Source organism: Campylobacter sp. US42a (assembly GCF_004379055.1).
Taxonomy (GTDB): Bacteria; Campylobacterota; Campylobacteria; order Campylobacterales; family Campylobacteraceae; genus Campylobacter_D; species Campylobacter_D jejuni.
This window is the reverse complement of record NZ_RYYK01000006.1, coordinates 1-24,730: the sequence shown is the minus strand read 5'-3', so window position 1 is coordinate 24,730 and position 24,730 is coordinate 1. Positions and strand designations below refer to the sequence as shown.

Annotated in this window: 24 protein-coding genes and 3 pseudogenes; 12 read left to right on the top strand and 15 right to left on the bottom strand. The window is 29.9% G+C overall.

The annotated features are described in order from the left end of the window. On the bottom strand, positions 1–687 hold the full coding sequence (gene tupB, locus ELQ10_RS06460) for a tungstate ABC transporter permease TupB (RefSeq protein WP_002873802.1): 687 nt from the start codon (positions 685–687) through the stop codon (positions 1–3). Between the two features lie 78 nt (positions 688–765). On the opposite strand from tupB, the gene tupA reads away from it, so the two are divergent. The 4 genes from tupA to ELQ10_RS06440 all read left to right on the top strand — a co-directional run bounded on the left by tupA (position 766) and on the right by ELQ10_RS06440 (position 4,180). Then, positions 766–1,575, top strand: coding sequence for a tungstate ABC transporter substrate-binding protein TupA (gene tupA / locus ELQ10_RS06455; protein WP_002877290.1), 810 nt, complete (start codon positions 766–768; stop codon positions 1,573–1,575). A gap of 141 nt (positions 1,576–1,716) precedes the next feature. Further along, positions 1,717–2,484 carry a LamB/YcsF family protein gene (locus ELQ10_RS06450; RefSeq protein WP_002867082.1) on the top strand — a complete coding sequence of 256 codons (768 nt, stop codon included), beginning with the start codon at positions 1,717–1,719 and terminating at the stop codon, positions 2,482–2,484. Positions 2,485–2,493: 9 nt separating this feature from the next. Next, on the top strand, positions 2,494–3,234 hold the full coding sequence (gene pxpB / locus ELQ10_RS06445) for a 5-oxoprolinase subunit PxpB (protein WP_002867083.1): 741 nt from the start codon (positions 2,494–2,496) through the stop codon (positions 3,232–3,234). After that, positions 3,215–4,180 (top strand): biotin-dependent carboxyltransferase family protein, encoded by a 966-nt coding sequence (locus tag ELQ10_RS06440; protein WP_002867084.1) that lies wholly within the window; start codon positions 3,215–3,217, stop codon positions 4,178–4,180. The genes pxpB and ELQ10_RS06440 overlap by 20 nt, the downstream gene beginning before the upstream one ends. On the opposite strand, the gene ELQ10_RS06435 is transcribed toward ELQ10_RS06440, so the two are convergent. Both ELQ10_RS06435 and ELQ10_RS06430 read right to left on the bottom strand, forming a co-directional pair. After that, the gene (locus ELQ10_RS06435) at positions 4,177–5,073 is read right to left on the bottom strand and encodes a DMT family transporter (RefSeq protein ID WP_002858902.1); all 897 of its coding nucleotides are present in this window, start codon (positions 5,071–5,073) and stop codon (positions 4,177–4,179) included. The two genes, ELQ10_RS06440 and ELQ10_RS06435, sit on opposite strands and share 4 nt — an antisense overlap. A gap of 32 nt (positions 5,074–5,105) precedes the next feature. Continuing rightward, a complete protein-coding gene (locus tag ELQ10_RS06430) occupies positions 5,106–5,684 on the bottom strand; it encodes an NAD(P)H-dependent oxidoreductase (protein ID WP_070305182.1) in 579 nt (192 codons plus the stop codon). A 99-nt stretch (positions 5,685–5,783) separates the two neighbouring features. On the opposite strand from ELQ10_RS06430, the gene ELQ10_RS06425 reads away from it, so the two are divergent. Continuing rightward, positions 5,784–6,125, top strand: coding sequence for a helix-turn-helix domain-containing protein (locus tag ELQ10_RS06425; protein WP_002867086.1), 342 nt, complete (start codon positions 5,784–5,786; stop codon positions 6,123–6,125). Next, positions 6,118–6,567, top strand: a complete 450-nt coding sequence (locus ELQ10_RS06420; protein ID WP_070305180.1) for a lipocalin family protein — start codon at positions 6,118–6,120, stop codon at positions 6,565–6,567. Before ELQ10_RS06425 ends, ELQ10_RS06420 begins: the two co-directional genes overlap by 8 nt. Before the next feature lies 1 nt (position 6,568). Here ELQ10_RS06420 and ELQ10_RS06415 read toward each other — a convergent pair whose 3' ends face one another. After that, entirely contained in the window at positions 6,569–7,645 is a 1,077-nt protein-coding gene (locus ELQ10_RS06415) for an NAD(P)-dependent alcohol dehydrogenase (RefSeq protein ID WP_134250358.1), read from the bottom strand. A 130-nt stretch (positions 7,646–7,775) separates the two neighbouring features. Between ELQ10_RS06415 and ELQ10_RS06410 the strand changes: the two are divergent. The 5 genes and pseudogenes from ELQ10_RS06410 (at position 7,776) to ELQ10_RS06390 (ending at position 14,960) form a co-directional block, all read left to right on the top strand. Further along, positions 7,776–10,084: pseudogene (locus tag ELQ10_RS06410) on the top strand (DEAD/DEAH box helicase family protein). A gap of 89 nt (positions 10,085–10,173) precedes the next feature. Next, positions 10,174–11,496, top strand: coding sequence for an ATP-binding protein (locus ELQ10_RS06405; protein ID WP_002867090.1), 1,323 nt, complete (start codon positions 10,174–10,176; stop codon positions 11,494–11,496). Positions 11,497–11,559: 63 nt separating this feature from the next. Next, positions 11,560–12,117 (top strand): RloB family protein, encoded by a 558-nt coding sequence (locus tag ELQ10_RS06400; RefSeq protein ID WP_306196588.1) that lies wholly within the window; start codon positions 11,560–11,562, stop codon positions 12,115–12,117. Further along, complete coding sequence (locus tag ELQ10_RS06395) at positions 12,114–13,325, top strand: restriction endonuclease subunit S (protein ID WP_002858909.1); 1,212 nt, start codon at positions 12,114–12,116, stop codon at positions 13,323–13,325. The genes ELQ10_RS06400 and ELQ10_RS06395 overlap by 4 nt, the downstream gene beginning before the upstream one ends. A 144-nt stretch (positions 13,326–13,469) precedes the next feature. Continuing rightward, a complete protein-coding gene (locus ELQ10_RS06390; RefSeq protein WP_134250357.1) occupies positions 13,470–14,960 on the top strand; it encodes a class I SAM-dependent DNA methyltransferase in 1,491 nt (496 codons plus the stop codon). Between the two features lie 76 nt (positions 14,961–15,036). Here the strand turns inward: ELQ10_RS06390 and ELQ10_RS06385 are convergent. The 11 genes and pseudogenes from ELQ10_RS06385 to ELQ10_RS06340 all read right to left on the bottom strand — a co-directional run bounded on the left by ELQ10_RS06385 (position 15,037) and on the right by ELQ10_RS06340 (position 23,516). After that, a pseudogene (locus tag ELQ10_RS06385) lies at positions 15,037–15,791 on the bottom strand (carboxymuconolactone decarboxylase family protein). A 108-nt stretch (positions 15,792–15,899) separates the two neighbouring features. Beyond that, the gene (locus tag ELQ10_RS06380) at positions 15,900–16,319 is read right to left on the bottom strand and encodes a cupin domain-containing protein (RefSeq protein WP_126211366.1); all 420 of its coding nucleotides are present in this window, start codon (positions 16,317–16,319) and stop codon (positions 15,900–15,902) included. Positions 16,320–16,377: 58 nt separating this feature from the next. Continuing rightward, positions 16,378–17,355 (bottom strand): aldo/keto reductase, encoded by a 978-nt coding sequence (locus tag ELQ10_RS06375; RefSeq protein ID WP_126237642.1) that lies wholly within the window; start codon positions 17,353–17,355, stop codon positions 16,378–16,380. Between the two features lie 61 nt (positions 17,356–17,416). Next, on the bottom strand, positions 17,417–18,604 hold the full coding sequence (locus tag ELQ10_RS06370; RefSeq protein ID WP_134250356.1) for an MFS transporter: 1,188 nt from the start codon (positions 18,602–18,604) through the stop codon (positions 17,417–17,419). Beyond that, positions 18,585–19,217, bottom strand: a complete 633-nt coding sequence (locus tag ELQ10_RS06365) for a hypothetical protein (RefSeq protein WP_134250355.1) — start codon at positions 19,215–19,217, stop codon at positions 18,585–18,587. The genes ELQ10_RS06370 and ELQ10_RS06365 overlap by 20 nt, the downstream gene beginning before the upstream one ends. Continuing rightward, entirely contained in the window at positions 19,217–20,344 is a 1,128-nt protein-coding gene (locus ELQ10_RS06360) for an alpha/beta hydrolase (protein WP_126265551.1), read from the bottom strand. Before ELQ10_RS06360 ends, ELQ10_RS06365 begins: the two co-directional genes overlap by 1 nt. A 48-nt stretch (positions 20,345–20,392) precedes the next feature. Continuing rightward, positions 20,393–21,253 (bottom strand): aldo/keto reductase, encoded by an 861-nt coding sequence (locus ELQ10_RS06355; protein ID WP_126265552.1) that lies wholly within the window; start codon positions 21,251–21,253, stop codon positions 20,393–20,395. Between the two features lie 130 nt (positions 21,254–21,383). After that, positions 21,384–21,566 (bottom strand): hypothetical protein, encoded by a 183-nt coding sequence (locus ELQ10_RS08655; RefSeq protein ID WP_243833033.1) that lies wholly within the window; start codon positions 21,564–21,566, stop codon positions 21,384–21,386. Positions 21,567–21,578: 12 nt separating this feature from the next. Next, positions 21,579–21,878, bottom strand: a complete 300-nt coding sequence (locus tag ELQ10_RS08650) for an NAD(P)H-dependent oxidoreductase (RefSeq protein ID WP_243833032.1) — start codon at positions 21,876–21,878, stop codon at positions 21,579–21,581. A 45-nt stretch (positions 21,879–21,923) separates the two neighbouring features. Beyond that, positions 21,924–23,012: pseudogene (locus tag ELQ10_RS06345) on the bottom strand (MFS transporter). A gap of 78 nt (positions 23,013–23,090) precedes the next feature. Continuing rightward, a complete protein-coding gene (locus tag ELQ10_RS06340; RefSeq protein WP_052858453.1) occupies positions 23,091–23,516 on the bottom strand; it encodes a MerR family transcriptional regulator in 426 nt (141 codons plus the stop codon). Positions 23,517–23,732: 216 nt separating this feature from the next. Here ELQ10_RS06340 and ELQ10_RS06335 point away from each other — a divergent pair. Further along, a partial coding sequence (locus ELQ10_RS06335; RefSeq protein WP_208379422.1) for a cache domain-containing protein occupies positions 23,733–24,730 on the top strand: 998 nt, incomplete at its 3' end.

Below are 24,730 nucleotides of genomic sequence, written 5' to 3'. Positions count from 1 at the left end.
TTATGTTCTTTTGAGTTTGTGTGTGATGAAATTTAAACAAAAGGCAATGAGAATTAAAACCAAAGCCAAAGCTATACCGCTAGCAAATTCGCCTTTGTTGGTTTCAAGTGAAATAGCTGTGGTTATGGTTCTAGTGTCGTATTTGATATTTCCACCTACTATCATCGCTACTCCTACTTCTGCTACAATGCGTCCATAAGCTAGTGCAACGACGCTAATCAAAGCAAAGCGTAATTCATAAATCATGGTTAAAACAAGTTTTAAAGGACTTAGATGAAAAGATTTTATAAGTAAAAAATGTTTTTTATTCATATTTTCTATCAAATTTGAAAAAAGCGCAATCACTATAGGAAGCGCTAAAATAAACTGCCCTAAAATTAAAGCCTTTATAGTAAAAAGTAGTCCAAATTCCCCTAAAGGTCCTCGACTTGAAATCAATGCATAAAGTATAAGCCCTACTGCAACTGTTGGAAAAGAGAGGCTAGTATCTATGATAAGTTTTATAAAGCGTTTGAATTTAAAATCAAAAAAGCCTAAGATAAATCCCAAAGGAAAACCTATAAGCAAAGCCAAAACTATAGAAATACTTGAGCTTAAAAGTGTAGTTTTTATAGCCGAAATTACGCTTTCATCGGCATTGAAAAGTAAAAATAAAGCTTGTTTAAAACCATCAAAAATATAATCCAAAAATATCCTTTTTAAAATAAGTAATTTTAGCATAATTATGCTAAAATATTTTTTTATGTAAATTTATAAGGAGAAAAAATGAAAAAAATCATTTCTTTAGCCCTTGCTTTAGCTTTAAGTGCAAGTGCAGCAGAACTTAAAATGGCAACCACAACAAGCACTGACAATACAGGACTTTTAGATGCCCTAAAGCCTCTTTATGAAAAAGAAAGTGGCAATACCTTAAAATGGGTTGCGGTAGGAACAGGTGCAGCTTTAAAAATGGGTGAAGATTGCAATGCTGATGTGCTTTTTGTGCATTCTCCAAAGGCTGAAAAAGAATTTATGAAAAAAGGTTTTGGTGTAGATAGAACTCCTGTGATGTATAATGATTTTATCATCATCGCAGATAAATCTTTAGCTTCTAAATTTAAAGGTAAAAATTTAAAAGAAAGCTTAGAACTTATCAAAAATGAAAAACTCACTTTCATCTCAAGAGGTGATAAATCAGGCACTGATAATAAAGAAAAAAGTCTTTGGAAAAATCTTGGCGGTGTTCCTGAAAAACAAAGCTGGTATCAACAAAGCGGACAAGGCATGTTAGCAAGCATTAAAATCGCTGAAGAAAAAAAAGGTGTGATTTTAACCGATCGTGGTACCTATATCAAATATGAAGCCAATGAAAAAGGAAATCCAAACTTAGTCATTGTAAATGAAGGCGATGATAGTCTTAAAAATTTCTATTCTGTTATAGCAACAAATCCTAAGCATTGTAAAAATGTAAATTATACAGAAGCTAGCAAATTTATTAAATGGGTAACAAGTGATAAGACTTTAAATTTTATTGCTGATTTTAAACTTCTTAATAAACCTTTATTTGTGATTGATGCAAAAACGAGAAAAGACTAAAAATTAAGCAGGTTTTAACCTGCTTAAAATATCATTTTTTACTTATTGTAACTTTTTTATTTATTTTTCAAAACTTTTAGCTTATTTAAAATTCTTCTTTAGATATAATAAAATCAATAATTAAATATACAAGGTCAAATAATGTTCAAAGTGGATTTAAATAGTGATTTAGGGGAAAGTTTTGGCGCCTATAAAATGGGAATGGATGAAGAAATTTTAAAATTTGTAAGCTCAGTAAATGTCGCTTGTGGCTTTCATGCGGGTGATCCTTGTGTCATGGATAAAACCTTAAATTTAGCCAAGCAAAATGGTGTTTGCATAGGGGCACACCCATCTTATCCTGATCTTTTGGGTTTTGGAAGACGCAATATGCAAATAAGCTTTGAAGAGGCTAAAAACTATGCCTTGTATCAACTAGGAGCTTTATTTGGCTTTGCCAAGGCAAAAGGTATGAAAATACAGCATTTTAAAGCCCATGGTGCACTTTATAATATGGCAGCTATTGATGAAAATTTAGCCTTAGCACTTTGTGAGGCAGTGGCGAGTTTTGATGAAAATATTATTTTTCTAGGGCTTAGTAATTCTGCTATGAATGAAGCGGCTAAGAAAAAAGGTTTAAGATATGCTAATGAAGTTTTTGCAGATCGTGCTTATAATGATGATGGCACTTTAGTTTCAAGAAAATTAGAAGGGGCATTAATACACGATGAAAATTTAGCTATCAAACGCGTGATAAAAATGATAAAAGAAAGCAAAGTTACAAGCATAAATGGCAAAGAAATTGATTTGAAAGCCGATAGTATTTGTGTTCATGGGGATAATATAAAAGCTTTAGAATTTGTTAAAAAAATCAAAGAAAATTTAGAAAAAGAACAAATTCAAATTTGTGCTTTGGAAAATTTTATATAGGTTTTAGCAATGTTTAGTGTGCATTTTAGCGGAAGCAAGGCTTTGCTTTTACGTTTTGAGCAAGAAATTTCACCTCAAATCAATGCTTATGTTTTAAGTACAGAACAAAGGATACAAAAAGCCCTAAAAGAAGGTGAAATTTATGGTATTGATGAGTTAGTAAGTGCTTATGCAAGCTTGCTTATATATTTTAATCCTTGTATACTTTCTTTAAATTCCTTGCTTGATTTTTTGGAAAAAATTAAAAAGGATATTAAACTTGCAGAACAAAACTCAAGTCTTTGTATAGAAGTTCCACTTTGTTATGATGAAGAATTTGGACTGGATTTAGAATTTGTGTGCAAACACAATCAAATTTCAAAAGAAGAGCTTATATCTCTTCACACTAAGCCTTATTATCTTGTTTTTATGCTAGGTTTTATGGCAGGTTTTCCTTATCTTGGAGGTTTAGATGAAAGGCTTTTTACCCCACGCCTTTCAAGCCCTAGAGCAAAAATAGAAGCTGGAAGTGTAGGCATAGCCGATAAACAAACAGGAGTTTATCCTATATCAAGCCCAGGGGGTTGGCAAATCATTGCTAGAACACCTTTGGAATTTTTTGATAAAGAAGATGAAAAAAATCCTACTCTTTTAAAAGCGGGTATGTTTTTAAAATTTAAAGCTATTTCAAAAGATGAATTTTTCGATATCCAAGAGCAAGTTGCTAAAAAAGTCTATCAAAAGGAAATTTATGAGTATAAAAATCATTGAAGCATCTATAAATTCAAGTTTGCAAGACTTTGGTAGAAAAAAATTTGCTAAATTTGGCATAGCAAGAAGTGGGGCTATGGATGAAGATGCTTTAAGAATGGCAAATATCTTACTTGGAAACAAACAAGATGAAGCAGGAGTTGAACTTTGTTTAAAAGGTGGAAAATACGAATTTTTAGATGGGAATTATTTTGTTTTAAGTGGGGCTGAATTTGAGGCAAAGCTTAATAATCAAAAAATCAAAACTTACAAGGTGTATAAAGCAAATAAAGGCGATATTTTAGAGCTTGGTTTAGCAAAAATAGGTTTTCGTGGATATTTATGCGTAGCAGGTGGCTTTGAAATAAAAAGCTTTTTAAACTCTAAATCCAGCGATGCTAAAATGGGAGTTGGATTTTTTGAAGGAAGAGCTTTGCAAAAAGATGATATTTTAAATACTCATAATACTTTTATACCTTTTAATTTAGAAGCTAGAGAATGTGAAAATCCTCTTTTTAAAAGCCATAAAGAGCCTATTATACGCGTTATTTTAGGAACAAATGAAGATGCTTTTACTCAAAAAGGCATAGATACTTTTTTAAATACTAGCTATAAAGTAGGTTCAAAAAGCGATAGAATGGCAATTTATGCAGAATCTAGCAAAAGTATAGAGCATAAAAACTCAGCAGATATCATCTCAGATCCTGCAGTTTTTGGAAGCATACAAGTGCCAAAAAGTGGTATTCCTATCATTTTAATGGCAGGAAGACAAAGCACAGGAGGTTATACAAAAATAGGCACGGTTATAGAAAATGATCTAAGCTTACTCGCACAAGCTAAGTTAGGTTCTAGCTTTAAATTTCAAAGCATTAGCATGCAAGAAGCCTTAGAGCTTTATAAACAAAGAGAAATGAAATTTAAAGCCATGGATCAAAAAATCAATCTTGATTTTGAAAATTTAATCTAAGCTTTTTTACCATAAATATTGATAAAATATATAGCACCTATAGCCAAGGCACAACCTAACAAGGTAAGTGCATTTGGCACCTCATCTAGTATAAAATAACTACAAATTAAAGCACTAGCAGGAGTGATTAAAACAAAAGAATTTGCCTTAACGCTCCCTAAAATGTGAATCCCATAATAATAAATACTAGTACCTATAATAGTTGATAAAAAAGCAACGACAAACATACTGATCCAAAATTTAAATTCAAAATGAAAAATTTCATAACTTTTTACATCAAACAATACCCAAGAAAACATTAAAACAGAAATGAGATTAATATAAAAGTTAATCGCCAAAGGGTGAACTCCTTTGGCTTTATGATTAAACACTGCTATCAAAGCCCAAATAAAAGAACAAGTTAAAAATAAAATATTAAATTTGCCAAATAAATCTTCTAAACTCCCTAAATTTAACAAACAAAATCCAGATAATAAACCTAAAAATAAGCCTAGAATTTCACTCTTTATGATCTTGTGAGTTGATTTTTTATCTTTTTGAAATAATATCGCTATCATAAATATCAAATAAGAAAAAATAGGAATCATAGTTGTAACCAAAACACCGCCTTTTCCAGCTAAACCATGCTTAATGGCAATAAAAAATACAAAAGTATAAAGCCCATTTAAAATTCCTGCTATCAGCACCCATTTTAAAATGGATTTTTCAAGGCTTAAAGGAATTCTTAAAAAGCCCAATACCATCAAAGAACCTAGCAAAACAAAGAAAAAACGCCAAAAAGTAATCACAGAAGTATCAGCATAAGCTGATAAAATCTTAGAAGTAGGCCAAGATGAGCCCCATAAAAACATAGCTAAAACAAGCAAGATATACAAATACTTTGTTCGAGTCAATGTTACACCTTGAAATTTTTAAGTCAAATTTTTTAAAAAATTTTTTTCAAGTGTAGTTCATACTCGTTTAGATATTTTTCCACTTGAGGATTTTTTACCACATCATTACACATAAAAGTTGGTAAAGCTTTCATACCTATAAATTCATGAGCCTTATGCAAATGCCAATACACCATATCTACACCCTTTCCTTCAAAAAATTCATTTTTATCATTAAAGGCTTCAAGAGGTGCATTCCAAGTGAGAGAAAACATGTATTTTTTACCATGATCTAAACCACCTTTTCCGTAGTTTTTACTAGGATTTTCATGAGTTCTTCCATCATTTTTAAAAAGTACTCCAGCACCCAAACCAAACACTTCATCGATATATTTTTTAACTATCCAAGGCTCGCCCATCCACCAAGCTGGCATTTGATAGATCACAGCATCAGCTTTTATAAATTTTTGTATCTCTTCTTTAGGATCATATCCTTGATCTATGTGAGTTTGATCTACTTCGTATCCTAATGTTTTTAAAATTTCTAAAGCATGATTATGCAATGTTAAATTAAGCTGTCCTTTTGAATTTCCAAATTCTTTAGAGCCATTAAGCAAGAGTATATTTTTCATTTTTATCCTTTTTTAAATTTTATGATACAATTATAACTTAGCATAATATCATTTTCAATACAGAAAATAAAGTAAGATACTATACTAAAGGAATGTTAAATGACTAAAGAGAATTCTCAGTGCAATTTCGAAGAATGCGGATTTAACTATACTCTAGCATTAATTAATGGAAAATATAAAATGAGTATTTTATACTGCTTATTTCGCTATGAAATCGTGCGTTATAATGAACTCAAACGCTTTTTAAGCTCCATATCTTTTAAAACTTTAACCAATACCTTAAGAGAACTAGAAAATGATGGTTTAATTATCAGAAAAGAATACGCTCAAATTCCACCCAAGGTAGAATATAGCTTATCCAAACGCGGACAAAGTTTAATTCCCATTTTACAAGCTATGTGCAAATGGGGCGAGAAAGACAAAAAGGAAAAAAATGCTTGAATTAATTGGCGAACTTTCTTTACAAAATTATATGGGAGAATGGCTTGAAATGGCTAGAAAACCAGCCTTTTTTCAAAAATCTTGCCTAAATTCAAAGGCAAAATACGAGCTTAAATATAAAAATGGCGTTCCTTATGTAGAAATTGAGAATTTTTGCAGTAAAGAAAATGAAATTTCAAGTATAAAAGGTAAGGCAAAAATCGTTTCAAATAGGCAATTAGCAGTGAGATTTAACATCTTTATGAACCTTTTTAATAGAGTAAATTATGAAATCATTTTTATTGATAGCGAGTATAAAGTTGCCATTGTGGGTAGTCCTGATAAAAAATACCTTTGGATTTTAGCAAGAAATATAATAGATGAAAAAAGTATAAAAGAGCTTTTAGACATCGCTAAGCAAAGGGGATTTGACATTAGCGATGTGGTTTTTGATAAGTATTAAATTATTCTTTTGTCATATCAATAACATAGCGAAATTTAGCCTTTCCTGAGGTTAGATTTTCATAAGCTTTATCGATTTCTTGTGGTGTGATAAGCTCGGTTTCTGGATAAATTCCATGTTTTAAAGAAAAATCAAGCATTTCTTGAGTTTCAGCAATACCGCCAATTAGCGAGCCATAAACCTTTTTACCTGCCTTATGTACAAGCTCGTTTATGCTTATATTTACCTTATCTTCCACAGGCGGTAAGCCAACTATAGCCATTTCGCCACCAAATTTAAGCAAATCCAAATAAATTGCAGGATTATAAGGCGTTGGAATGGTTGAGATGATTAAATCAAAGCGTTCTTTTACAGCGTTTTTATCAGTGCTTGTGTAAAATGAGCTTACACCCATAGCCAAAGCATCGGCTTTTTTGTTTTCATTTCTAGCAAAAACGCTAACCTTTGCACCCATTTTAACAGCGTATTTTACAGCCATCATACCAAGTCCGCCAAATCCTGCTATAGCAACGCTTGAGCCTTCTTTTATCTTAGAAAATCTTAAAGGAGAGTAAGTAGTAATGCCCGCACAAAGCAAAGGCGCAACCTTATGCATCGGTGCATTTTTTGGCACACAAATAGCAAATTTTTCACTTACAACTATGTTGTTTGAGTAGCCCCCATAAGTGTTTTCATTGCCGTGAAATACATCGCAACTATTGTAAGTAAAGATGGTTTTGCCATTTTCGCAAAACTGCTCTTGTGAGCGTTTGCAAGCATCGCACTCACCGCATGAATTTACCATACAACCAACCCCTGCGTAATCTCCTACTTTAAATTTGCTCACATTTTTACCCACAGCGATAACTTCTCCTGCTATCTCATGCCCAGGTACGCAAGGATAAGTAGCTTCTCCCCACTCGCTTCTTGCGGTGTGAATATCGCTATGACAAATACCTGCATATAGGATTTTAATCAAAATATCATTATCACCAATAGCGTGGCGGCTAAATTCAAAGGGTGTGAATTTCGCATCTTTACTAAGCATTGCATAGCCTTTACTTGCGATGCGATTGTTTTCTAAAATTTTGTATTGCATTTTCGCTCCTTTTTTGATTTTTTATAATTATAAAACATTAGAGTAGCTATAAGTCAAGAGTGAAAATAATTTTTTTAAAAACTAGTATAAATGCTATAATTATAAAATTTAATTTCACTTTGGGGTAAAAATGCAAAATTTGTATTCAGAAGATGATACTAGAGTAAAATTTATAGATGCAAAGCTTTATGATAGTTCTTGGAATGAAGAAAATATAAAAAGAAATTATTATTTTACAGATGGTAGAAAGCTTTTAGGTGGTAAAAGAGCACAAAGAAAATTTGCAGATTATTTGCTTAGATATGAAGGAAACAACCTTGCTATAATAGAAGCTAAAAAATTTAGCAAAGATCCTTTAGATGGTTTATCTCAAGGCATAGAATATGCAAAAATTTTAAATGTGCCTTTTGTATATAGTAGCAATGGAGAAAAAATTTATGAATACGATATAAGAAGTCATAGTGGTAAATATATAGATAAATTCCCAAGTCCTAAAGAGCTTTTTGATAGGATTTATGGCAATGTCAAAGAATGGCAATACAGGCTTTTAACCCAAAATGTTATGTATATTCCGCAAAAAGAATTAAGGTATTATCAAAAAATAGCCATAGACAAAGTCATAGAAGCTATTATAAATAACAAAAATAGAATTTTACTCACTCTTGCTACAGGCACAGGAAAAACAACCATAGCTTTTAATTTGTGTTATCGTTTGTTAGAGGCAAGATGGAATAAAGAAAACAAAGATCAAAAGCCTAAAATACTATTTTTATGTGATAGAGTGAGCTTAAGAGATCAAGCCTTAGGAGAATTTAATCCTATAGAAAGTGATTGTAAGGCAATTAGTGCTGAAGAAATAAAGAAAAATGATGGAAAAATCATAACAAATGCAAATGTTTTCTTTGGAATTTATCAAAGCTTAGCCGCAAATTCAAAAGAACAAGAAAACACCCAAGAAGAACAAGAGAGCAAATTTTATCTTCAATACCCAAAAGATTTTTTTGATCTTATCATCATAGATGAGTGCCACAGAGGTGGAGCAAACGAAGAAGGAAGCTGGAGAGCTGTGCTTGAGTATTTTTCCTATGCAACTCAGCTTGGTTTAACCGCTACTCCAAAAAAAGAAGAAAATATAGACACTTATGAGTATTTTGGTGAGAGTGTTTATGATTATAGTCTTAAAAGTGGTATTGAAGATGGATTTTTAACCCCTTATAAAGTCAAACTCATAAAAACAACTTTGAGTGATGGTTATACCTATAATCCTGATGATTTGATACAAGGTGAGCTTGAAAAAGGCTTTTATAAACAAAGTGAGTTTGAAAGAAATATCTTTTTACCAAACTATAATGACTTTATCGCTAAGAAAATTTTAGAGCTTATAAATCCCATGGATAAAACTATAATTTTTTGTGCAAATCAAGCTCATGCAAACGAGGTAAAAAGAGCCATAGATAAATATAAAAGTGTTAAAAGAGATGATTATTGTGTAAGAGTTACGAGTGATGAAGGTAAAATAGGGCTTGATTATCTAAAGCAGTTTCAAGACAATGATAAAAGCTTTCCTGTCATACTTACAAGTTCTAAAATGCTTACAACGGGCGTGGATGCTAAGAATGTCCGCAATATCGTTTTACTAGCAAATATAGGCTCTATGGTGGAATTTAAGCAAATCATCGGACGTGGAACTAGAGTATATGAAGGTAAAGACTTTTTTACCATACTTGATTTTGTTGGCGCTACTAAGCTTTTTTATGATCCAAAATGGGATGGTGAAAAAATAAAAGAACTAAAAGAGCAAAACAAACAAGAAAAAATTACTAAAGAGCAAATAAAACAAACAAAAGAAGAAAGCAAAGAAAAAAAGAGCGTCACTATACACTTAAAAGGCACAAAGCTTAAGGTTTTAGATATAACTACAAGCTATGTAGGAGCACAAGGTAAGCCACTTAGCACTAAAGAATTTTTAGAATTTTGATAGGAAAGCTTGGTGAGTATTATGATGATGAAGCAAAATTGCGTGAAATTTGGAGTGATCAAAAAAATAGAGAAAGATTTTTAAAAGCCCTTGCAAATGATGGAGTAGATGAAGATGCTTTAAAAGATCTAAGAAAAATTTTTCAAAAAGATTGTGATATATACGATGTTTTAGCGCATTTAAGCTTTAATGCCGAGATAAAAACAAGGCAAGAGCGTGTTTTACAAGTAGAAAATGGTGAGTTTTTAAAACGCTTTCAAAAAGAAAAGGCTATAAAATTTATAGAATTTTTACTAAATAGATATCAAGAATACGGCATAAAAGATTTTGATGATGGCTTAAAACCGCTTATAGAGCTTAGTTCTTTAGGCAATGTAAGAGAATTGGCCGATGAATTTGGTGGCTTAGAAATTCTAAAACAAAGTTTTGATGATTTACAAAGGGAGATTTATGCGAGGTGATATGTTTAAAGATAAATTTGAGATTTTTAGTTAAAATAATCTCTAAAAAATAATTATCTATATATTTTAAGAAAAAAGTAGGAAAAAATATGCTTATAGAATTTAGAGTAGAAAATTTTTTATCCATTCAAGATGAGCAAATTTTAAGTATGATGGCAAGCAAGGATAATACTTTTTTTGATTCTCATACCAATGGCGATAAAAAATTAGCTTTGCTAAAAAGTAGTGTGATTTATGGGGCAAATGCTTCTGGAAAATCGAATATTGTAAAAGCTTTGCAAACTATGAAAACCATCGTTATATCAAGCGCAAATACGCAAAGGGGAGATAAGTTACCTATAACACCTTTCTTGCTAGGGGATGAAGATGATAAACCTACAAAATTTGAAATTATTTTTATACAAAATGACACAAAGTATCAATATGGCTTTATTTTAAATTCTGAAAAAATTTTAGAAGAATGGCTTTTAACTTTTGATGAAAATAATACCGAGCAAAATTGGTTTGAAAGAATTTATAATAAAAAAGAAGGAAGATATAATTATTCTTTTGGGGATCAATTTTTAGCTGATGAAATTTATAAACAACTATGGGAAAATAGCACTAGAGATAATGCCTTGTTTTTATCTGTGGCTATTCAATTAAATAATGAGCAATTAAAACCTGTATTTGATTTTTTTAATCTTAAACTCCAAATAGCAAATTCAAATGGTTGGGGTAATGGAAAAAGTATCACGATTAATGAATATAAAAAAGACAAAGAATTAGTCAATAGTTTTTTTAAAATAGCTGATTTAGATATAGAAGGTGTAGAGATTAAAACAAGCGATATTGATGAAAACTCATTACCATCAAATCTTCAAAATATTCCACAAGAACTCAAAGAAAAAATCATTCAAGAAGTTAAAAATATTCAAAATTTAAAAAATGTAAAAATACTAGAAGATATATCTTTTATACACTTAAGTCAAAAAAATCAAATAAAATTTTTAAATTTTAACGATGAATCAGATGGCACAAGAAAATTTTTTAATATAGCAGGTATTTGGATTGATTCTTTAAAAAAAGGAAACATTTTAATAATAGATGAGCTAAATACTCACTTACACCCTTTAATGACAAAATTCTTAGTAAATCTTTTTCATAATGAAGATTTAAACAAATCAAATGCTCAGCTTATTTTTACCACTCATGATACTTCCATTTTAAATCAAGATATCTTTAGAAGAGATCAAATTTGGTTTTGCGAAAAACAAAATAAAGCAACCAAGCTTTATCCTTTGAGTGATTTTGAAGAGAGTGAAGAGAGAAGAGATAAAACAAATTTGGAAAATGATTATCTTTTAGGGCGTTTTGGGGCTTTGCCTTATTTTAAAGAAATACTATCATCATGGAGTGATAATGGGAACTGATGATTTACGCAAAAAAAGAAATACAAAAACAAGAGATAGAGAAGCAAAAAGAAAAAAAATGAAATTATACTTATAGTATGCGAAGGTGAAAAAACGGAAAAAAACTATTTAAATCAATTAAAAGATTTTTTTAGATTAAGCAATGTAAGCATAAATATTATTTCAAGTAAAAAACCAAACCCTTCACAAATAGTAGAGTTTACCAAAGAAAAAAATAAAGATTATTCCTATAATAAAGTTTATTGTGTATTTGATAAAGATACGCATTCAGATTTTGACAAAGCAAGGCAAGAATGTGAAAAATACAAATTTGAAGCAATTACCTCAAATCCTTGTTTTGAATTTTGGATACTTTTACATTTTACATACACTACAAAATCATTTAGCACAAATAGTCCTTGTAATGAATTAATTGAGAGCGATTTAAAAAAACATATAAAAGATTATAAAAAGGATTATAATTTTACAAGCATTATAAAGCAAAATCTTAGTACAGCTATTGCAAATGCTCAAAAAGCGAATAAAGAAGCAGAAAAAAATAACTATACAAGCTCATATACTTTTATGGATAAACTTGCACTTAAATTTCAAGAATTAAACAGCGCAAGAATAAACCAATGACAAATTTACCGCAGGGTTGGGAAGTTAAAACGCTTAGCGAGATAGGTGAAATTGTTACGGGTTCAACACCTAGTAAAAGTAATTTAGATTTTTATGGAAAAGATTATCCATTTTTTAAGCCGAGTGATTTCGAGCAAGGATATTTTTTAGAAAATGCTGGAGATAATCTATCAAAACTAGGTTTTGGCAAAGCTAGACAGCTTCCACCTAAAACAATTCTTGTGGTTTGTATAGGTTCTTTAGGTAAAGTAGCACTAACTAAAGTTATTGGGAGTTGTAACCAACAAATAAACGCAATTATTCCTCATAAAAATATAATTTCCGAGTATATTTATTATTATTGCATATCTTCTAAATTTCAGTCTATATTATTTTCAAAAGCACCACAAACAACTTTAGCTATTTTAAATAAGACTGAATTTTCCAAACTCGAAATTATTTATCCAAAAGACATAAAAGAGCAAGAAAGGATAGTGGGGATTTTGGATTTTGCTTTTAGTAAGATTGATGAAAATATCAAAAAAGCAAAAGAAAATTTAGCAAATATTGATGAGCTTATGCAAAGTGCTTTACAAAAGGCTTTTAATCCACTTAATGATAATACTAAAGAAAATTATCAACTCCCACAATCTTGGGAATGGAAAAGCTTAGGGGATACTAGCAACTATGGAAAAACATCACAAGTAAAACCTAGTCAATTAAAAGGTAATGATTGGATTTTAGAACTTGAAGATATAGAAAAAGAAAGCGGTGTTTTGTTGCAAAAAGTGTTATTTCAGGATAGACAAAGTAAAAGCAATAAAATTAAATTTAACAAGGGTGATATTTTATTTGGAACATTGCGTCCATATCTTAAAAAAGTGATTATAGCTGATGATAATGGGGCTTGCTCTTCTGAAATAATGCCATTTTCTACGGGTAATTCCATAACAAATCATTTTATTTATTATTATTTATTTGCCAATTTTTTGCACGATAGAATCTCAAGTTTAACCTATGGTGCAAGAATGCCTAGACTTGGAACAAAAGATGGCAAATCCCTACAAATCCCCCTACCACCTTTACAAGAGCAAGAGCAAATCGCAGAGCATTTAGATTTTGTGTTTGAAAAGGCAAAGGCTTTAAAAGAGCTTTACACTAAAGAGCTAAAAGATTATGAAGAGCTTAAGCAATCCTTACTTGATAAGGCTTTTAAGGGAGAATTATAATGTTAAAAAATTTGCCAAATTTTAACACATTGGCTTGATATGTTAAAAATTTTTGATTTTTTTAACATATTGCAGTTCAAAAACAAAAATAAAAAATAAAACTAGACTTTGATAAAACTATTTTAAAAGCTTTAAAGGGAGAAAATGCAAAACAAAATCGATAAAATCACAGATATTCTAAGAAGAGATGATGGCATAAGTGGTGCTATGCACTATACAGAGCAGATTGGCTGGATACTTTTTTTAAAATTTTTAGATGATTATGAGACAAATTTAAAAGATTTAGCGTTTTTAGATGGCAAAGATTATAAAAGCATTTTAGAAGAAAAATTTAGCTGGAGTGTTTGGGCAGCGCCTAAAAAAGATGGCAAACTTGATGTAAAAAATGCTTTAAGTGGATCGGATTTGCTTGAATTCGTAAATAAAGAGCTTTTTCCTTATCTTAAAAATTTTAAAAATAATGATGATTTTAAAAGTATAGAGTATAAAATCGGTGGAATTTTTGAATTTATAGACAATCGCATAGCAAATGGACATACTTTAAGAGAAGTGATAAATATCATTGATGAGATTAGTTTTAATAAAGAAGATGAAGTATTTGCCTTAGGTGAAGTTTATGAAAAACTGCTTAAAGATATGGGTAGTGATGGTGGAAATAGCGGAGAGTTTTACACGCCACGCCCTTTGATAAAGGCTATGGTGGAAGTGATAAATCCTAGAGCAAAAGAAAGGATTTATGATCCATCTTGTGGGAGTTGTGGCTTTTTGGTTGAGAGTTTTTTACATATTTTATATAAAGATGAGAGTAGAAAAACAAAGGCTAGTTTGAGTGTAGAAGAGCTAGAGTTTTTACATAATGATGCTTTATTTGGCAAGGAAAAAACTCCGCTAAGCTATGCAATGGGTGTGATGAATATGATTTTGCACGGGGTAAAATCTCCAAATATCATAAAAACAAATACGCTAAGCAAGAAAATCACAGATATTACAGAAAGTGATAAATATGAAGTGATACTTGCAAATCCACCATTTGGCGGTAAAGAAAAAGAGCAAATTCAAAACAATTTTACAGTTGCTTCAAATGCTACGGAGCTTTTGTTTTTGCAACACATTTTAAAATCACTAAAAAACAATGCTAGATGTGCGGTTGTCGTGCCTGAAGGTGTGCTTTTTCAAAATTCAAATGCCTTTGTGAGCGTAAAGGCTGATTTAGTGCAAAATTATAATCTTGAATGTATTTTAAGCCTGCCAAGTGGAGTATTTTTGCCTTATAGTGCGGTAAAAACAAATGTATTATTTTTCTCAAAAGGCTTAAATAATATTTTAAAAGCAAATGATGATAAGGTGTATTACTACGAGCTTATACCATCTTACAAGCTTACTAAAAACAAGCCTTTAGAATACGCACATTTTAAAGAATTTCTAAAATGCTACAAAGAAAGAAAAATCACTGCTAATTCTTGGCTGCTTACCAAAAAAGAGCTTGAAGAAAGAAATTATGATTTAAGTGCTAAAAATCCAAATGTAAAAGAAGAAAAAATCCTAAGAACTAGTGAAGAGATTTTAAATTCTTTAGAAGAAAATCTAAAAACACAACAAGAATATCTAAATGAGCTTAAAAGCATACTAAAATGATTGCAAGTTTTTTGATAAAACTAATTTACAAATAACTTCTAAGCTCAATTTACAATAAATATTTATTGCTTGCATTCTACTTTTTAATATCATCAAGCAAATTTAGGGCATTTAAAGCCCTTGGATAGCCAATATATGGAATAAGAGCTGCAATGATATTTAGCAAATCTTTTCTACTTTGTCCCATGTTAAGATTGCCTTGTATGTGAGCTTTTACTTGATTATCTAGCCCACCAAGTGAGATAAGATATACAAGGGTTAAAAGCTCCCTAGTTTTTAGATCAAGTCCCATGCGTGTATAGTAGTCTCCAAAACAATTCGCACTCAAAAAATCATTTATAAAAGCTTTATCTTCTGGAGTAGATTCTATCATTTTAGTGAATTGGCTTCACCAAAAATAGCATTTTGTATTTCCCTGCCTTTTATTTTGCGATTTTCTTGCGTAGTGGTGTCTTGTGAAGTCAAAGATAAGGCAATATTTAGTTTTTTAAATGCTTTATTACAAAGACTTAAAAAATCACATACTCTAGCAAAACCCACATAAGGCGTAGCTTGATAAATCACTTCTTTGATGACAATAGGACTTATATCGTTCTTGATTGCACCTTGAAGTAAAGCTTTAAACTCTATTTTTCCACCTACTGCTAAAGTAGAAGCAAGGGTGATTAAAAAATATTTTTGTGTATCCAAATTTGCTTTTACAAAACTCTCACTAAAAGTAAAATTTATGTGATTGATAAAATACTCTTTATCACTTGCAAAAAGTTGATCCTTTTTTGCTCCTCCTAAGAGTTTTTCAAAAATTTCTCTTGCTTTTTGTCTTAATTGCATGGTTTTATCCTTTGTGGTTTTTAAAATTTGCGAAAAAAGAGCATTTAAAATACTCCAAAAAAACATAAAAGTTTTTATAAAATTTTTGCGTTTTATTTACAAATTTCTTTACTCTCTTGCTTCTTTTAAGGCATTTTCATATTCTTCATCACTTACAAGCTCAAGCCATTCTACATTTTTACCTTCTTTCTCGCCTGTAAGTGCTATGTGTGCTCCACTACTTGTATTAGTCGCACCATGAAAATGCTTTACTCCTATAGGACAGCTTATCACATCGCCTTTTTTGGCTATAAAGGCTTTTTGACCTGGAACTTTTGTGATGATTTCACCCTCTGTTACGATTAAGGTTTGTCCTTGAGGATGAGTATGCCATGCACTTCTAGCACTGGCTTCAAATTCAACCAAAGCTCCACTAAAATTTCTCCACTGATTTGATTTAAACATCATAGAAACTTTTACATTTTTGCTAAAAAATTTACTATCGCCTTTAAAACTTCCATGAATTCCTTTACTTTCAAGTTCTTGCATTTACACTCCTTTAACAAAACTACATAAAACCATTACAATAAGAAATAAACCAAACTTTTTATTTCCCAACTCTAAGAGCTGCTTCACCGGCATACCGATCCCCTTTGATTATTATTTTTTCTAAAATACTCTTTAAATGATTTAATTCTTCTTGAGTAAAATCAATATTAACAGCATTAATATTTTCTTCTAACCTTCGTAAATTTGTTGTTCCAAAAATAGGCACAATAAATGTTTTTTGCACCAAAACCCAAGCAAGAGCAATTTGTGCTAAAGTAGCATTTTTAGCTTTTGCTATATCTTCTAATGCATAAACTAAATCCAAATTAGCTTTTAAATTCTCGCTTTTAAAACGTGGAACTTGTGATCTAGAGTCATTATTTTCAAAAGTAGAATTTGCATCAAATTTACCTGCTAAAAATCCTTTTCCTAAAGGAGAAAAAGGAACAAAACCTATATTTAATTCTTCCAAAACTTTTAAAAGTTCTTTTTCTGGTTCTCTCCACCATAAAGAATACTCACTTTGAACCGCACTAAGCGGAAATACTGCGTGAGCTTTTTTAATACTTTGCACCCCTGCTTCACTCATACCCCAAGCTTTAATTTTTCCTTCCTTATAAAACTCGCTCATTAAGTTAGCAACTTCTTCAACTGGAACATTTGTATCGACTCTATGTTGATAATAAAGATCTATACAATCTGTTTGCAAACGCTTCAAACTACCTTCTAGACTTTGTCTGATTTTACTAAGTGTACTATCGACAATTTGCTTAGCACCCTCAATTCTAACACCAAATTTTGTTGCTAATACCACTTCATTTCTAAAAGGTTTTATTGCTTTACCTACTAATTCTTCATTAATAAAAGGACCATAAACTTCAGCTGTATCAAAAAAATCAATACCAAGATCCTTTGCCTTATGAATGAGTGTTATCATCTCTTTTTCATCTTTAGCTTCTCCATAACTAAAGCTCATTCCCATACAACCAAGTCCTAAGACACTTACTTCCAAATTTCTTAATTTTCTTTTTTGCATTTGTTTTTCCTTTTTATAAAATTAAATTTACAAAATTATATAAGCTATCATCTAGTGTAAGTCAAGTATTTTTTAAATACATTTTCTTATAAATAATACTCACAACAAAAAGTACCAAAATCCAGATTAAAAACTCCATTTTTAGCCCAAAAACTTTTACCATAGGTGTTGTAACGATAGGACAGATAAATTGCCCAAAAAATATACAACTTGCCAAGCCACTATAAGCTCTAGCACGAGAATTTGACTTTGTAAGTTTAAAAAGATAGGCACTATTATTTGTAACAATTAGCCCACCAACCATTCCAAAAATAAATAAGCTAATAACACAAATAATAAAATCTTCCATTAAAAATACAAGCAAAAATCCAAAAACCTCCAAAATAAGCCCTAACACATAAATTTGTTTGATATTTAAAAATTTCACAATGTCCTTATAAAGATAACAAAAGATTCCATAACTTATAGTTGGCACAGCCATAGCAAAACCTATGTATTTAGCATTAAGTCCTAAACTTTCTATGTAATGTGGAAAATTAATACCAGCTAAATAATAAATTAACATAATAAAAAATCCCATAAAATAAATAGGTAAAAAAGGCTTGTAATTTATCTTTTCTAAGGGCTTTTCTTGTATATATTTTTTAGCACTTCGTGGCTCAAATAAATAAAAAAGACAAAAAATAAAAATAAAAATCCCACTACCATAAACCAAAAACACATAACGCCAAGAAAAACTCGCCAAATATCCACCAATAATAGTAAGTATTGCACCACCCATTGCTAAAATAAAGCCTTGTAAACTCAAAGCCTTATCACGTCTATCTCCTATGCTATAATAATCTCCAAGTAAGGTGCTTGCTGCTGTTGTAATGAAAGCTGTAGCTATACCAAAAAATGCCCTACTAATTAACAAAGCATAAATACTATCTAAAAAGCACCCGCTAACTCCAGATATAATCCATAAAATCATCGCAGGATAAAGAAATTTTAACTTACCAAATCTATCTATTAAATTTCCTGCTATAGGTGAAAAAATCATCACAAAAAGTGCAGGAATAGTAACCACAAGACCACTTAAAAGCTCTATATTTGAAACATTTTTAAAGTATTCATTCATAGCAGGTAATGCAGGAGCTATCACAATAGTGCCTAAAACAGTCATCATCGCTGCCGAAAAAAGTGCGAGTTTAAACATAAGCCTTTCGCTTAAGTGTATAATTTTTTTATCAAGCTTTGAATGTTGCATAATTTTTTCTTTGTAAGAAATTTATAATTTTTTCTTTGTCTAGCTTTTTAAAAGCATTATTTTGGGATATTAAATTTTCATTATATTGTTTTAAGTTTCTTGTGGTTTTTTCTTTAAGTTTAAATTCATATTCTAAACCTTGCAAAATAGTCGCTTTAGTTAGATTTTTTATCTCATTTATAGAATTTCCAAAACCCCATCTAGCATTAGTGATAATAGGAGTTAGGAATTTATTTTCAAAATCATGGTTTTTTAAAAAACTTTTTATAGGAGTACTTAGGGACAATCCCCAAAGAGGCGAGGCAATAAAAATATGAGTGTATGTACTTAAATTTAGCGAATAAGGTGCAAGTTTGACAAAGATTTTCTCTTGCTTTTGTTTTTGAGCTAAAGTCACCATTTCATCGTAATTTGTGGGGTAAATTTCTGCACTCTCAAGCCTTAAAATATCACATTTTAAAATGCTTTGTATAAATAAAACTAAAATGTGAGTATTTAGTGTCCTTGTATAATAAACAAGTAAAATTCTTTTATTCTGTGCCAAGCTAAAACTTGGTGCACTTACTAAAATTCCTATCTTGAGAAGATATTTTAAAAACTCTCTTTTATTCATTATAAATATTTCTCATAAAATTTTTGCAATTTTGCTAGAGTTGCATTTACAGAATCTTTTTTGTAATAACTTTGTATATGTGTGGTATCTTTTAGTGCGAAAAGTTCTTTATTTTGAGTTCCTATTGCCTTATCAAACGCTTCTTTACTCATATAAGCTGTATCTGCTTTATCACCTACAAGCATAAGTAAAGGCTGAGTAATAAGCTCGATTTGATCAGTTGCATCAAAACTCATAAGATCCATTAAAGAACTTGTTGTATAAATAAAACTAGAATTAGGATGTGCATGAGTATCTCCATAATAAATCATACCCTCACGATAAAGATCTGTAGGAATTTTATCAAGCTCTTCTTTATTTAATTTTTTAGGAGCAAAACCTGTATAGCTTATTTTACCACTTGTAGCTTCTAATTCTCTTGCTTTACTTGCGTTTAATAATTTTTCTTGAATCTTATCAAGTTCACTATTTAAAAAACCATTACGACGAACAAGTCCTGTATTAAAAACACTTAAAGTTGCTACTGCTTTTAATCTTTTATCTTTTTGCGCTGCTTTTAATGTGTAGCCACCTCCTCCGCAAATTCCTAAAATTCCTATTCTTTCCTTATCTACCCCTTTAAAAGTATCTAAAAAATCAATCGCTTTAGAGATATCTTCAACTCTGCTTGATGGAATATCTTTATTACGGGGATAACCTTGACTTTCTCCTTGATAAAAAGCATCAAAAGCTAAAGTAATATAACCAAGCTCTGCTAATTTTTGTGCAAAAAGCCCTGCAACTTGCTCTTTTACCCCGCCATTTGGATGGGCTACAACAATAGCTGGATATTTTAATTTTACACTAAAATTTGCAGGTAAATAAAGATTGGCTACACTTTTATTATTGTCTAATCCATAGCTTACCTTCTTAATATTTACTTGACCTTTTTGATTTGCAACTATGGCATTCTCATAAACCAAACCGAAAGGATTTTTACTGATATTCCTCAATGCTTCTTTACTAGGATTTAATTTTTTATCATCAAAGTCTTGAACTTTTTCATTTGCAGATAAATTAGATTTTAAACTAAGACTACTTAATGCTATTGCACCTGCTGTAACTTTAAAAAAATTTCTTCTTTTCATTTTTATTTCCTTTATCAAAAATATAATTTCAATCCAACTTTAAAAAATTTAACGTTTTAATTGATACATTTGTTTAACAATATTGGGATCTTGATGATTAAAAAACAAACTCTCTTTATTGTCAAGTTTAGATATTTCTAGCATATCTTGCTCATCTAAACTGAAATCAAAAATATTAAAATTTTCAAACATTCTTGCTTTTTGAGTGGTTTTTGGAATAACAATAATATTTCTTTGTATCAACCATCTTAAAATTACTTGTGCATTTGTTTTTTGATATTTTAAACCAATATTTGCAATTGTTTCATTGTTAAAAATATTATTCTTGCCTTCTCCAAATGGTGCCCAAGATTGCATTTGCACATTAAGCTCTTGCATAAGTTTTTGTGCTTGAAATTGCGCATGAAAAGGATTGCACTCTACTTGATTTATAGCTGGCTTTATCTCATTTCCAAAAACAAAATCTACAAGCCTATCTGGATAAAAATTGCTTACACCAATAGCTTTTATTCTACCTTCTTTATAAAGCTTGCTCATTGCCCTATACGCTCCATATATATCTGAATAGGGTTGATGAATAAGATATAAATCTATATAATCAAGTTTTAATTTTTTAAGAGAATAATCAAATGCTTTTAAAGCTTTTGTTTCATTTGCATCGCTAAGCCATAATTTAGTAGTTATAAAAATCTCCTCTCTCTTGATTCCATTCTTTAAAGCATTGATTATACCTTGTCCAACTGCTTCTTCATTACCATAGCTTTGTGCTGTATCAATCAATCTATATCCTATATTAATTGCATTTTCAACACACTCTTGACATTTTTTTAAGTTGTCAATTTGATATACACCATAGCCTATTACTGGTATTTTTATTCCATTATTTAAAGTAATCTTAAAATCATGCATTCTAACTCCTGTTCTTACAAAAATTAATACTCTAAAATATAAAAACACTTAAGCATCAAAAGCGAGTTTGTACTCACTCTTATAAATTTTATCCCTTAAACTAAAAATTTAACTTATTCTTGAGTTTGTTTTAATTTATAGTCAGTGCTTTTTTATAAATATATAAATCAAGACCATCAACACTTACATTAAAAATAGCGTAAGGCTTAATACTTATACAACCTAAATACTCAAAACCATAACAAATAGGTCTTAAAAGATCTTCTAAAGTAGCACCGTGATGTCCATCATAACTTTGCTCGGCACCACCCAAAGTTGTAATAACTTAAAAAAATTTACCTTTTAAAAGCCCTTTTTTACTATATAAAATTGCACTTAAAACTCTATCTTGCCACTCTTTAAGCAAACTTGGGGTGCTAAACCAAAAAAGTGGGAATTGAAAGATAATTTTATCTGCTTCCTTTAGCAAAGCAAGTTCTTTATCAACATCAATCTTGCCATCATTATAACTTGTACTAAGATTGTGAATTTTTAAATTATCTATATCTTTTATACTTTCTAATAAAGTACGATTTACTTTTAAATCTTTCCAAAAAGTATGAGCAAAAACAATTAAAGTTTTCATTTTATCTCCTTTTAGTATAAAATATAAGGTTATTAAATTTTAAAATTAAAATCTTAATTTCATTTTTTCTACCCTCCTTCTTAATAAAATCATTACAATTCCTAAAATCAACAAAAAATAGTACTTACAACAATAAAGCGTGTATTACTCAAAGATATAACCACTCCACAAATAGCACTTCCACTACTCAACCCTATGTTAGCTACACTTATAAAAAGTCCATTGCTAAAATCAGGAGCTTTTGGAAAAGGATGGTTTATTATAAAGTGTGTACCATTATTCATTATTCCGCCTAAAATTCCCAATATAAAAGCAAAGTAAAATGTGCATTTTCACAAGAGTTTTTCCTGCTATATAATTACCTATAATGTTTGAAAAACCATAAATAGCCAATACAACACTAATGAAAGTAAAATTCATCTTTGCTGCACTATACAAAAAATCAGAAAAATAAGAATAAAATCCCAAAATTCCAGTATTTATACAGATAACACAAAGAATGCTAATCCACAAAAGTGGGTATCTTAAGATAAGCAGTTGCTTAGTTATTTTAACAGGATTTACCCTTTTAAAATCAGGCACAAATAACAAAGTTGCTAAAAAAGATAAACTATTTAACAACATCGCCACTTCAAAACTAAAATTTCCACCAAAATAACTAGTCATAGGCACATCCAAAACCATCCCTGCACTCACTGCTGTAAAAATCTTAGCCGTAACTTTTGGGACTTCTTGTTTATCTTCAACTAAATTAGCAACCATACTTAAAACAAGAGCTATATAAATAGGATGAAAAAAAGCAGGAATAATTCTAAAAATGAGCAATTGCCAAAATTCATTTACAAAAGCACTCGCAAAAGAAAAAAATGTAAAAATTAAAAGACAAATCAGCATTAATTTTTTAAGATTGAAATTTGCACAAAGCAAAGGGACTATAGGTGCACAAAAAGTTATCACGAGCGCAAAAACACCTACGCTCCAACCCGCATCAGAAATACTCACATGAAAATTTTCAGATACTACAGGAATAATCCCCATCATTCCAAGCTCTGTACTTAAAATTCCAAATACACCTAAGCAAAATACTAAAATAATTTGAGAATTAGGTATTTTATCCCTATTCAAAGTTAGCATTTTATCCTTTCAATTTTTAAATTTTTAAAAGTATAAAACCTAACATCTAGTGTAAGTCAAGAATAAAATTAAATATTTTTAAATTTTTACTCGTTTTTTTCGTTTAATATAATCTTTACTTAAAGGATTTAGCTCATCTTTATTTTCCATAACCATTTTTTCATAATAATCTATTTTAAAATCAAGTTTTTTTATAATATTCTCCAATTTTTTCATATCCTTTAGTGTTTTTTCTTTTAATTTTAAAATAATCTCTAATCTCTCTTTTGCCGTATCTTTACCCTTAGCACATAAAAAAATATATCTTTTAAGATCCTCGATACTCATGCCAATTTGTCTATAACAATCCACCCAAATCACCCATTCTAAATCTTTTTCACTAAAATAACGCACTCCATTTTTATCTTTTTCCACAAAGGGAAATAAACCTTTATCTAGCCAAAACCTAAGTGTTCTACTAGAAACTCCTGTTTTTCTTTCTACCTCTATGATCGTATAAGCCATTCTAATCCTTTATAAATATAAATTTCATACAATTCAATTTTTAACTAAATATTTTATTATTTTATACTAAATGCTACTTTTTGATATGGTTCTCAATTAATATAATTAAATTTTTAAATTTTCAAGATAAAAGTCAAAAAATATTTTATATTTTTTTGATAAAATAATACTAGATTTAATTTTAAATTTAAAAATAAATACAAAAAAAGGAAAAAAATGAATAGTATAAAAATCAAACTTTCTCTCATTGCAAATTTAATTGCAATTTTTGCCTTAATTGTTCTAGGTATTGTAAGTTTTTATTTTACAAAAACCTCACTACATGAAAGCGCTCTTAAAAATCAAACTGATCTACTTAAAGTCACACAGTCTACCGTTGAAGATTTCCGTTCCACAAATCAATCTTTTACTAGAGCTTTAGAAAAAGATATCACGAACTTACCTTATCAATCTTTAATCACTGAAGAAAATATTATTAACAATGTTGGTCCAATATTGAAATATTATCGTCATAGTATAAATGCACTAAATGTTTATTTAGGTTTAAACAATGGAAAAGTTTTACTTAGTCAAAAATCTAATGATGCAAAAATGCCTGAATTACGTGATGATTTAGATATAAAGACAAAAGATTGGTATCAAGAAGCCTTAAAAACAAATGATATTTTTGTTACACCAGCATATTTAGATACAAATTTAAAACAATATGTAATAACGTATTCTAAAGCTATTTATAAAGATGGCAAAATCATAGGAGTACTGGGTGTCGATATACCATCAGAAGATTTGCAAAATTTAGTTGCAAAAACTCCTGGAAATACTTTTTTATTTGATCAAAAAAATAAAATATTTGCAGCAACCAATAAAGAATTATTAAATCCATCCATTGATCATTCTCCTGTTCTAAATGCATATAAAACACATGGAGACTATAACTTTTTTACTTATGGATTAGACGGCAAAGAAAGACTTGGAACTTGTACTAAAGTCTTTGCTTATACAGCTTGTATTACCGAAAGCGCTGATATTATAAATAAACCTATTCATAAAGCTGCATTTATTCAAGCCATTGTTGTCATTATTGTAGTAGTATTTAGCGTAATCCTCCTTTATTTCATCGTATCAAAATACCTCTCTCCACTTGCAGCTATCCAAACAGGTTTAACTTCATTCTTTGATTTTATCAATCATAAAACAAAAAATGTTTCTACTAT

Bases quoted from the DNA above. Each gene is read 5' to 3' on its own strand.
- tupA (WP_002877290.1), top strand. From the start codon at position 766: ATGAAAAAAATCATTTCTTTAGCCCTTGCTTTAGCTTTAAGTGCAAGT.
- ELQ10_RS06370 (WP_134250356.1), bottom strand. From the start codon at position 18,604: ATGCAACATTCAAAGCTTGATAAAAAAATTATACACTTAAGCGAAAGG.
- ELQ10_RS06440 (WP_002867084.1), top strand. From the start codon at position 3,215: ATGAGTATAAAAATCATTGAAGCATCTATAAATTCAAGTTTGCAAGAC.
- ELQ10_RS06340 (WP_052858453.1), bottom strand. From the start codon at position 23,516: ATGGCTTATACGATCATAGAGGTAGAAAGAAAAACAGGAGTTTCTAGT.
- ELQ10_RS06415 (WP_134250358.1), bottom strand. From the start codon at position 7,645: ATGCAATACAAAATTTTAGAAAACAATCGCATCGCAAGTAAAGGCTAT.
- ELQ10_RS06450 (WP_002867082.1), top strand. From the start codon at position 1,717: ATGTTCAAAGTGGATTTAAATAGTGATTTAGGGGAAAGTTTTGGCGCC.
- pxpB (WP_002867083.1), top strand. From the start codon at position 2,494: ATGTTTAGTGTGCATTTTAGCGGAAGCAAGGCTTTGCTTTTACGTTTT.
- ELQ10_RS06355 (WP_126265552.1), bottom strand. From the start codon at position 21,253: ATGCATGATTTTAAGATTACTTTAAATAATGGAATAAAAATACCAGTA.
- ELQ10_RS06380 (WP_126211366.1), bottom strand. From the start codon at position 16,319: ATGCAAGAACTTGAAAGTAAAGGAATTCATGGAAGTTTTAAAGGCGAT.
- ELQ10_RS06430 (WP_070305182.1), bottom strand. From the start codon at position 5,684: ATGAAAAATATACTCTTGCTTAATGGCTCTAAAGAATTTGGAAATTCA.
- ELQ10_RS06360 (WP_126265551.1), bottom strand. From the start codon at position 20,344: ATGAAAAGAAGAAATTTTTTTAAAGTTACAGCAGGTGCAATAGCATTA.
- ELQ10_RS06390 (WP_134250357.1), top strand. From the start codon at position 13,470: ATGCAAAACAAAATCGATAAAATCACAGATATTCTAAGAAGAGATGAT.
- ELQ10_RS06375 (WP_126237642.1), bottom strand. From the start codon at position 17,355: ATGCAAAAAAGAAAATTAAGAAATTTGGAAGTAAGTGTCTTAGGACTT.
- ELQ10_RS06420 (WP_070305180.1), top strand. From the start codon at position 6,118: ATGCTTGAATTAATTGGCGAACTTTCTTTACAAAATTATATGGGAGAA.
- ELQ10_RS06425 (WP_002867086.1), top strand. From the start codon at position 5,784: ATGACTAAAGAGAATTCTCAGTGCAATTTCGAAGAATGCGGATTTAAC.
- ELQ10_RS06405 (WP_002867090.1), top strand. From the start codon at position 10,174: ATGCTTATAGAATTTAGAGTAGAAAATTTTTTATCCATTCAAGATGAG.
- ELQ10_RS08650 (WP_243833032.1), bottom strand. From the start codon at position 21,878: ATGAAAACTTTAATTGTTTTTGCTCATACTTTTTGGAAAGATTTAAAA.
- ELQ10_RS06365 (WP_134250355.1), bottom strand. From the start codon at position 19,217: ATGAATAAAAGAGAGTTTTTAAAATATCTTCTCAAGATAGGAATTTTA.
- ELQ10_RS06395 (WP_002858909.1), top strand. From the start codon at position 12,114: ATGACAAATTTACCGCAGGGTTGGGAAGTTAAAACGCTTAGCGAGATA.